This is a genomic window from Mesorhizobium sp. M7A.F.Ca.US.005.03.1.1 (genome assembly GCF_003997975.1).
Lineage (GTDB): Bacteria > Pseudomonadota > Alphaproteobacteria > Rhizobiales > Rhizobiaceae > Mesorhizobium > Mesorhizobium ciceri.
This window is the reverse complement of the sequence record NZ_RZRO01000026.1, coordinates 61,028-67,701: the sequence shown is the minus strand read 5'-3', so window position 1 is coordinate 67,701 and position 6,674 is coordinate 61,028. Positions and strand designations below refer to the sequence as shown.

Below are 6,674 nucleotides of genomic sequence, written 5' to 3'. Positions count from 1 at the left end.
ACGCAGCGGTGTGAGACGGGCATTCTTGTGGATGTTCATTCGGACCCTCCGATGGATGCTGAAGCGTGGTAACTCCAGTCTCCTCGGTCCGGTCCGAATGGACAACCTCTCGAAAGCTCACACCTAGAACTCCTCTTGAAAGCGTATCTAGCTTCAAAGGGCGTGTCGAAACGCGGTCTCCGGCTCGGCTTCGGTCACAAGATCGAGGACATTTACGAAGCCGCAGTGGCCCTAGGAATGCCGCCGATTGGGAACGTGAAGATGATTGCCAACAACCTTGACCTGATGAATTCTCAGCAAGATTTTAGGTACCCGTCGGGGTACAAGCTGAATGTCCCGCCGCCGAGCTTCTGCCGAGAAACGTATAACGCTCTCCACACAGCGATCGAGCCGAGGATCCCCACCGAGGTACTGAAAGCCAACCTCAAATTTCATTGGGATTTTCGGGGGAAGACTGTCATTTGGAAGGACGAATAGCCCGAGGATGATCTTCCCCATCTACGTTGGCGTTCTTATGGCGCTGCTGTCAGCATCCGCCATTGGCGGTGGCGGCAAGGCGATCTTGTTGGGATGGCCGCCTCGCTGACAATGGCCGGGATGGGCACTCGCCGGCTGGCTAGGTTCTTAGCAGGCCATAGCCGGCTGTCTGGTGGAGATCGTCTTTCAGGGCTTTGATCGTCTGTGAAAGGTCGCGAACCTTGTCCATCAGCGTCTGAATGGTCGCCCCGATGGGCTGGATCTTAACGCCTCAATCGTCGCGAGAAGCTCAAGGTAGACGTGGTTCAATTGAACTTTCTCCCTTCGAGAGCTCTCAATGGTGATCGACATGTGCGACCAGGCTCGATCAATTGCCTGTTCGCTTATCCTTCATCGACAAGCGGACGCGTGCCGCCACCTCCCTTCCGTCACGCGAAGGACCCAGCCGGCGAGACCAGACGGCGTGCGTGGCGCAATCTTCTATGTGACGAGCGGCGAGATCGCGTGTGTCCCGCCGTGATGGGATCATCTATTCGTCGAGCGCGGCGCTGGCGCCATCATCGTCGATATCTGCAAACCCTGGGATGATCCAGCAGCTTCTCCTTCGACAGCAGCCCGGCGTCCTCGAGCGCCTCGAAATCCGGCAGCTGGCGCAGCGTGTCGAGCCCGAACTGCGACAGAAAAGTTTTGGTCGTCACATAGGTGTAGGGCGCGCCCGGCTGCGGGCTGCGCGGCCCCGAGGCGACCAGCTGCTCAGCGCGCAGCACGCCGATCAGGTCACGTGACACCTCCTTGCCGAAAAAGCTCGACAGCTCGCCACGGGTGATCGGCTGGAAATAGGCAATGCACATCAAGACAAGCGCCTCCGCCTGCGACAGTTCTTTTGCTCCCTCGCCCGCTGCCGTGCCGAAGGCTGCGTGAATGGCGTCGCCAAAAACCTTTTTGGTCCGGTGCTGCCAGCCGCCGGCGACCGCGACCAGCTCGTAAGGGCGGCCGGCGAGTTCGGCGCGAATGTCGTCGATGATCAGCTCGATATTGCAGTTTTTTCCCACCACCCGCGCGAGGACACTACGTGTCACCGGTTCATTTGCCGCAAAGATCACCGCTTCGACGCGGGCCATCCATTCGCACCAGCGCAGCTCCGGCGGCAGATGTTCCAGTTCGGTGTCGAGCAGCGCCGGCTGATCGTTTGGCTTGCGGCGGGCGGACGCTTCGCTCATCGCTACAGCCCGAACAGCCGGAATGTGGGGCGGCCGGAGAGCTCGCGCACGACCTCCAGTTGCTGCAGCCGTTCGAACAGCCGTCGCGATGCAAAGCGCGACAGATTGTCCGTCGTCAGCGATCCGGACACGGCGTCTTCACTGAGCAGCAGAAAGATTACGTCGCCGGCGCCTTTGGCGCGCAGTTTCGGCGCCACCGCCAGGAGTTTTTCGGCCCGGCGCGACAGCTCGGCGGCCAACCGACAAGCGTCCGCGGCGGCCGCGACGAGCGCGATGCAAACCGCCCGCTCAAAATTCTTGTCCCCGGGCCGGATGCGCCGGCCACCGCCGGCCTCGGTGCGGAAAGATGGTCCAAAACCCTGCGCCATTAGGAGCGGCAGGGGCTGCGGCCAGCCCAGGCGTTGCGCCAGTACCAGGTCGGCGAGCCACCAGCCAAAGACTTCGGCATCGGGACGCATGGCGACGACCTCAGCGGCGATCGCCGCGGCGTCGAATGGCGCCGACCGCTGGGATACCCCGAGTTTTTCGATCTGCGTGCAAAGGTCGGCGAGCGCGGCGCCGTCCCAATGGAGGCCAAGCTGGTCGAGTATCTTCCCGAGCCGGCCGGGCGTAGCGGCGGGCGGCTGCCTGGCCAACTGCCGCCAGGCGCCAAAGACGGCGCCTGCGGGACCGGGGTCAGCACGTAGGGGACGCAAATGCCAGGCATCGCGCAAGGCGGCCGCATCCTCGGCGCGGCCGGCGAGCCGCATGCTGGAGGCGGCGCAGCGAACCGCCAGCCGCTGCCGCCAAGCGCCGGCCCAGGCTGCCTGCGCGCGGGCGAGCGTGTCGAGGGCACCCAGGGCGGCGCCGGCCCGGAAGGCGGCGTCGCCGTCACTCGGCGCGCCGGCGCTTGTGATCGCCCACGCGGGAACGGAGGGCGGCGCAGAGGAGCTGGCGGTCGCGGGATCGAGGCGAATCATAATTTGGAGAGTAAAGTGCCGGTGCGCTTTTCGCCATGATTTTCGTGCCAAAACGCACAGCCTGTCGGATCAGCACAACGACTGATAGTGTTGCATTATCAATCTCTTCACGAGTTCGTCCCTGCTAAGCCATTTGGCCAACAAGTAAGTCTCGACAGGGCACCTTTTTGCGCAGCCGGACGAAACTCCGTTCGGAAATGTGCCGGCTCGCGGCGTAGGAGCCTGCTCAGGTTCAGATGTCATGAAGGCATCTAACGCCCGATCTGCCGCGCAACTTCGGTCCCATATTCATTGCCGACGGGGTATCTGAGGGCGACGTTTTTTGCGGGTTTTTCCTGGTCGGCTTTGGAGGTGATGCTGGCGCCGATTGTCACAGGCTACTTCACTATCTGTTCCTTGACCGATGAGATCTTTTGCGCTGCGGCGCTCCCGTCTTTGCTGTGGGTCACCTTCTGACCCAAGCCCCAACGTACACACGCGGGAGTGTCCTACAAGCCATCGGTTTCGACAGATCGGATGGATTGGGCAGGCGAGCCCAAAAGCTGCGAGCTTAGAGCGGTTATAAATCGTAGTTGTAGCTGTGTAACAAACTGTGTAACAAAAAGCGCGAAAAGACTAGTATTTTCAGTATCATAGAGGTGAAAGGGAATCCCTCCCTCTCCGCCATCCTCTCCGCCATCGATTTCCCATAACGGCCTGATTCGCAACGATTTTTCCGAATATCGGCTCTCTTTTGGTGCATTTCTTGGTACAAAGAGGCTTCCGCACAAGCCCCTATGGATCGACATCATAAGAACCTCGATCTTATCGTCTCAGCCGCTGCCACGATGCAGGAGGAGATAGAGAACATGTTCGGCTGCCTCCACCGCTTCGAGGAGAAACCAAGAAGCAGGTGAACGAAGTCTGCCGTGGTGATGCCAGGATGAAGATCAAGATTGATGCTGCGGGAAAGATTTAAGAGCCCCGCTTTGACAATCGTGACCGGCTTCCTTCGTCCTTCAATTCACTCCGCGTCAGGATTGTCGACAAGGCAGCCTGCACCATGGCATCCTTGGTAGTTGCCATGCACATCAAAGTTTGGCTCTCCCTGCCTGTCAAATTGCGGTCGGGTATCGATTGCCTGGTCAGGATTGTCGACCTTGCATCCCATGCCATGACAACCATTGTAGCTGCTATCGGGGCGGTAGTTGCTCGTCGTGTGCCGTCGATTGTGATGATCGTCCGCCATCCCCTCGATCAGAGCGCCGAGAATAGCTCCGCCAACCACTGCGCCGACGTCATGACCGCGATGGTCATACATGCGGGCATTGGGATCAAAGCTGTCGCCACGTCCATGGTGGTAGCCGCCGACATCGGCGAAAATTCCGGAGCAGCCTTGCGCGACCCAAATATATTTGCTGCGTGGATTGTAGCCCCAGGTCCGGTTCAAAATACAAGGACTTCCAGAAGTCTGATGAATGAGTTGCGGCTTGCTCAGCGGGCCCGCCCAGCATTCGCCATACTGATAGTGCCTCGATTGGCATTCGACAGTCGATTGTGCGCGGGCATCAGAGATCATCCACGATGAGCCGAGCGCGAGCAAAGCAATGAACATGTAACGTAGCATGTGAACCCCTCCGGAGTGGTCAACGACCGGTTGCGTCGGTGTCATCGAAATGGAATTTCTTCCGCCAGGTGTCAGTCGTTGATCGCGGTGATCTTGATGGTGTTGCCGTCTCCGACGCCGGAGAACCAGACCTCGCCATCACCGATTGAGACGCCTTGCCAATTGGCGAACAGCGTCGGGTAGGTCTGCTTGAGGACGGTCTGTTTGACCTTGGCGGTAACGATCTTGTCGTAATCCGTCACGAAATGCGCGGCGTCGTTTATCTTGATCGCCTTGCCGCCGATCCGGGCGCGGAAGGGATAATCGATCATCGACGCGACGGTCTGCTTGTCACCGGCACTGACAGCCTTCTGCAGCTTGTCGAAAAACTGCTGATAGGTTGTGTGACTGCCGAACAGCGCGTCAAGGGTCTGGTTTGTTTCAGCGGCGGTCTGCGCTGCCGCTGGACCCGCAACGGCGGTACTCAATAGCGCGGCGGAAACCAGCATGAATAGAGAGCGCCTCATCATAGGTCCTTTCACTCGGTGCGTTCAATTGCCAACCCATCAGCCTGGATTTGTCCTTCGGACATTCGCGCCCTGACTGATGCCGACGGCGAACGGGAAGACGAATGGCATGCCGTCACTGACGAGAACTGACATATAGACGCGTCCATTGAATTTTTTTATTTCAATACACGCAAAAGGTGTAAAAAAGAATACCTAAACGTCGATTATGACGGACAGAGATGACGGTTAAGGTATCCAAAACCTTATTCGCGAGTGATATCGATACGAGCAGCGACGCCTATGTCTTAAATTCTCCCTCTATGACGCCATATGGATAGAAGCAGAAATCTGCCGTCACCTGTGCCACCGGCGTGGGTATTGTCCAACGGCATCCGACAGCAAGCGTTGGCCTGTGCCTGTTCAATTCGCTTCACTTCACGATGACCTTTGCTCCCTTCGGCACCAGACTGTAGAGTTCGATCACATCCTCGTTGAGCATGCGAATGCACCCTGAGGACGCTTCAGTTCCTATGGTCCAGGGCTCTGAGGTGCCGTGGATACGATAAAGCGTATCCACGCCGTTCTTGTACAGATAGAGAGCTCGCGCGCCGAGCGGATTGTGCGTGCCGGGCCTGATCATGCGCGGCAGGTCGGGCGACTGGTTACGCATGTCGTCAGTCGGATGCCATGCGGGCCACTCCGCCTTACGCCCTACGCTGGCAATGCCCGACCAACTGTAACCACTAGCCCCGACGGCGACACCATAGCGCCGCGCCATCCCATTGAGGCGGTATAGATAGAGGAACCTCTGCCGTGTATCGATCAACACCGTACCGGCAGGCAAGCGTTCCGGGGGCGTCACATCGACAGGCAGAAAGCGTTGGTCAAACTTGCTGCGATCGACGATGAAGACCTCATGCGGCTCCCTCGCGTAAGCGGCTTTCACGCGAACTAACTCTGTAGCCGTATTCGGGCTACCTTTTCCATCCGCCAGGCAACCGACAAGGAGCGCCGCCAGCGCCAATACAAAGCCCGACCGCACGAACTGGCGGATGCATTCCGGTCTTTCGTCTCTGCTCGAAACCGACCCGTTAATCGAACGGCCAAATGCTAGCGATCCAACTGGAGGAATGCGCACAGGCCGCTTACTCTTGGCTAGCTTCATCTACTGGCGAACCTTTTTCCTGGGCCCGCAACTGGTCGATGTGGATCGGCCGCTTTAGAGTTCGCTTTACTCGGTGAGTGTCATCCGCGACCGATTTCCCCGTCGGCGAAACACCCTGCAGATAGTGCTTCTGCCACTTCATCTCCTTGGTAAGCTCGTCGTTCATCTGCAGGCCGGCCGAAAACCGTCGACGTTCGCTATTCCAAACCTTATGTTCTTTATGGAACTCAGGATCGTCCTCCATCGGACGAATGACCGGCTGCACCTGCTCGATAGCGACACTTGGCATCATGGTGACGAAACAGAATGGCTCGCCCTTGGCAAAAGTGACAGACCCAGGGCGGGTGAAGCGCCAATTCATGGTGAAACTGAACGGCAGCCAGTTGGTTTCCACCAAGCCGTCCAGGGGCGCGATTCCGTCCTTCATCCGGTTGGGAGAGCCGCGAGCCCACACCATCCAGCCCGGCTCGGTGCGAAACACGTAACCCGGATGAAAGGTTACTATGCCGTGCCCGAAGGTCGAGCTGATGAATCGGTGCGTGACGTTCGGTTCGTTTACATGGAAGGCGACGTCTTTTGTAGTGTTGTATCCGTTCCAAGTAACAGTCACATTTATGGGGTTCAGCAATTCCCATCCGCTGGCATTGGCGATTGAAAGCGGCGTGCAGCGGTAGGCGAAATGCTGGTCGGTCGCATCCATCCAATCTCGCGTCCCCTCCGCGGCGACAAGCTCAGGCGGGTTCGGAGCCTGGATCATGC

The 6,674-nt window shown here is 58.6% G+C and carries 6 protein-coding genes; all 6 read right to left on the bottom strand.

Features of this window, described 5'->3' with window-relative positions:
* Positions 1–1,034: 1,034 nt before the first annotated feature.
* Positions 1,035–1,697, bottom strand: a complete 663-nt coding sequence (locus EN990_RS13880) for an SMC-Scp complex subunit ScpB (protein WP_063169436.1) — start codon at positions 1,695–1,697, stop codon at positions 1,035–1,037.
* 2 nt (positions 1,698–1,699) lie between these two features.
* The gene (locus EN990_RS13875; protein WP_063169437.1) at positions 1,700–2,656 is read right to left on the bottom strand and encodes a DUF1403 family protein; all 957 of its coding nucleotides are present in this window, start codon (positions 2,654–2,656) and stop codon (positions 1,700–1,702) included.
* A gap of 1,003 nt (positions 2,657–3,659) precedes the next feature.
* Positions 3,660–4,262, bottom strand: coding sequence for a DUF3011 domain-containing protein (locus EN990_RS13870; protein WP_013529061.1), 603 nt, complete (start codon positions 4,260–4,262; stop codon positions 3,660–3,662).
* A 71-nt stretch (positions 4,263–4,333) separates the two neighbouring features.
* Positions 4,334–4,768 (bottom strand): hypothetical protein, encoded by a 435-nt coding sequence (locus EN990_RS13865; RefSeq protein ID WP_013529060.1) that lies wholly within the window; start codon positions 4,766–4,768, stop codon positions 4,334–4,336.
* Between the two features lie 412 nt (positions 4,769–5,180).
* Positions 5,181–5,696, bottom strand: a complete 516-nt coding sequence (locus EN990_RS13860; protein WP_063169439.1) for a L,D-transpeptidase — start codon at positions 5,694–5,696, stop codon at positions 5,181–5,183.
* A 199-nt stretch (positions 5,697–5,895) separates the two neighbouring features.
* Positions 5,896–6,672, bottom strand: coding sequence for a DUF6065 family protein (locus EN990_RS13855; RefSeq protein ID WP_245469182.1), 777 nt, complete (start codon positions 6,670–6,672; stop codon positions 5,896–5,898).
* Positions 6,673–6,674: the final 2 nt, after the last annotated feature.

Excerpts from the sequence above, each read along its gene's own strand:
- EN990_RS13880 (WP_063169436.1), bottom strand. The coding sequence starts at position 1,697 with ATGAGCGAAGCGTCCGCCCGCCGCAAGCCAAACGATCAGCCGGCGCTG.
- EN990_RS13875 (WP_063169437.1), bottom strand. The coding sequence starts at position 2,656 with ATGATTCGCCTCGATCCCGCGACCGCCAGCTCCTCTGCGCCGCCCTCC.
- EN990_RS13855 (WP_245469182.1), bottom strand. The coding sequence starts at position 6,672 with ATGATCCAGGCTCCGAACCCGCCTGAGCTTGTCGCCGCGGAGGGGACG.
- EN990_RS13870 (WP_013529061.1), bottom strand. The coding sequence starts at position 4,262 with ATGCTACGTTACATGTTCATTGCTTTGCTCGCGCTCGGCTCATCGTGG.
- EN990_RS13865 (WP_013529060.1), bottom strand. The coding sequence starts at position 4,768 with ATGAGGCGCTCTCTATTCATGCTGGTTTCCGCCGCGCTATTGAGTACC.